Source organism: Johnsonella ignava ATCC 51276, assembly GCF_000235445.1.
Lineage (GTDB): Bacteria > Bacillota > Clostridia > Lachnospirales > Lachnospiraceae > Johnsonella > Johnsonella ignava.
On sequence record NZ_JH378830.1, the window covers coordinates 312,191 to 314,719 of the forward strand.

4 protein-coding genes are annotated in these 2,529 nt (G+C 27.2%); all 4 read left to right on the forward strand.

The features are described 5' to 3' along the window. Window positions 1-221 precede the first annotated feature (221 nt). Window positions 222-527, forward strand: a complete 306-nt coding sequence (locus tag HMPREF9333_RS03855; protein ID WP_005539934.1) for a hypothetical protein — start codon at window positions 222-224, stop codon at window positions 525-527. Between the two features lie 141 nt (window positions 528-668). Then, window positions 669-1,223, forward strand: coding sequence for a hypothetical protein (locus HMPREF9333_RS13240; RefSeq protein ID WP_040882158.1), 555 nt, complete (start codon window positions 669-671; stop codon window positions 1,221-1,223). Between the two features lie 474 nt (window positions 1,224-1,697). Continuing rightward, entirely contained in the window at window positions 1,698-2,078 is a 381-nt protein-coding gene (locus tag HMPREF9333_RS03865) for a hypothetical protein (protein WP_242822309.1), read from the forward strand. A 140-nt stretch (window positions 2,079-2,218) separates the two neighbouring features. Then, on the forward strand, window positions 2,219-2,529 hold a 311-nt coding region (locus HMPREF9333_RS13145; RefSeq protein ID WP_040882160.1), incomplete at its 3' end, for a hypothetical protein.

Here is a 2,529-nt window from a genome sequence, read left to right on the forward strand (position 1 = left end):
AATACCATGGTCATGTATAATATATACAGATATCATATATAGGGAAAAAAATACAAAAGTACAAAAGCAAGGTTATATGTGTACGTTAATTATACCTTCTATTTTTTTTTGTATTTATTGCAATTATAGTAAATATATATGCTTATATAACGTATGATCCCCATAGAGGTATTTTTCATATAGGGTAAAAAATACTATATTTTTAAATGAGGTAAAAATATATGGATGACTTCGAAAAAAAATATTTTTCATTGTTACAGTCTTTAATTATAAATTTTCTATTTTTAATTTTTATTATATGGATTGACGGTAAAATTAAAGAATTATCGCATAACGATTTATATAGTAAAGCTCGTATTGATGATATGATATATCATTCCAATATCATATTTTGGGGAGGAATAGGAATGTATAACCTGCTTAGGTTAAATGCATGGCTGAAAGAAAATAATGAAGTATACAATCTTGGAAACTATATAATTACAATTCTTATACTTGCATATGCCATAAAACTGGCAGGTTATTGAAAATTATGAGATATATGTAAAGGGCTGTCGTATAAGGACACAAACAGGGTTGCCCTGCCAGGTGAAAAATATTCACAGGCAAAAGTTAATGTACTGAATGTAATATCGGAGCAGACACTGGAGAATACTTCTGAATATAATATGCTTGCCATTGATATAGATAAAATATATACAGCTCCTGCAATGGGAATTATTTATCATTTTGCCGGACTGTCAAAGGATAAAGAAGGTCATAAAAAAATAAGAACAGATGTACCTATAAAGGAACAGATGATCTTATGCTCTGTAAGCATAATTACTAAAAATCTACATTTAAGAAACCGAGGGAATATAATGAAAATGAATAAATTTGAAAGACATTTCTTTTCATTAGTTGCAAGTGTGATTATAAATTTTATATTAGGGTGTATTTTAGCTTGGTGTCTTTTTTGGATGTCATGGGCACTAAATTTTTCGGGATTATCAGAGATGAGCAAAAGTGATGTTGCAAGCGCAATTATAGAATTCTTTGCATTTTTAGTGCCATGGGCTATATATAATATATACAGATATCATATATGGAAAAAATTCCAAAAATCAAAAGTTATTTATATCTGTACACTTATTATACCTTCTTTTTGTATTAGTCTCATTGTAATTATAATATCTATATATGACTATATAAGGAACGGTCCCGGTCCACATTTTATAATGTAATATAAAAATTACTATAATATTAACGAGGTATAAATAAATGGATGATTTTGAAAAAAATGCTTTTCACTGAAACAGACTTTAATTATAAATTTGTTATTTTTAATTTTTATTATATGGATTAATTTCAAAAATAAGGAATTGGCATATAATAATTCATATGATGAATATACCAAGATAAGTATTAAAGAAAATTTATTGTTTTTTTCTGATATTATATTTGGCGGAGGAATTGGAATATATAATTTAATAAGATTAAATGTATGATGTAAAGAAAGCAGCGAAACATACAATCTCAGTAGATATATATTTACAATGAAAATACTGGTATTGGCTATACTTACTTATAGAATTAGTACTTTATTTAATCTTGTGGAAAAATACATAAAAATATAGTTAATGTGATAATAATTTACATGATTATATCCTCCACAAGACTATTCGGAGCTTAAACTTCCTGAAACCCTAAGAAAGGATTTGCCTGAACCAGAATATACGCTGAATATGGGAAACGGAGGTCTTGTTTCCTTTATTATAACACATGAAAGCGGTATATGGTATTTCCTTGAAGCTCAGGATGAAAAGATGCTTGGAAGTCTTAAAAAGGGCTGGCACCATGATAATAATGATAAATACTGGTATTATCTAAGTTCTCAAACCGGAGTTATGGAAAAAGGCTGGCAGATGATAAATAACAAGTGGTATTATTTTTCAGAGATTCAGAGAAATTTAAAATATAATAACGAAACGGGAAAAAATGAATACTATCCTCAAAAGCCGTACGGTTCTATGTATATAAATGAAAAAACACCTGACAATTATACTATTGGAAATGACGGAAGTTTAATCGGAAATTAGAACTTGATAAGAGCAACCGATTATAATATGTTAATTTAAATGGCTGTTGTATACAGATATATACTTTAACATATATTTAATACAACAGCTCTTAACTAATCATCTATACAAGTCTATATTTAATAAACAGGAGAAATATAATGAAAATGAATATATTTGAAAAAATTTTCTTTTCGTCAGTATTAAGTATAATTATAAATTTTATGTTTAATTGTATTTTGTTTTGGCCTCTTGTTGAATTGTTATGGGCGCTGGATTCAAAATTGAATTTTTCAAAGTTTACAGAAGCTAGTATGGTAACTATGACTATTCAATTTTTAGCATTTTTCATACCATGGTCCATGTATAATATATACAGATATCATATATGGAAAAAAAATCAAAAGTCAAAAGCAGGTTATATGTGTACGTTAATTATACCTTCATTTTTTTGTTATTATTTGCAATTATA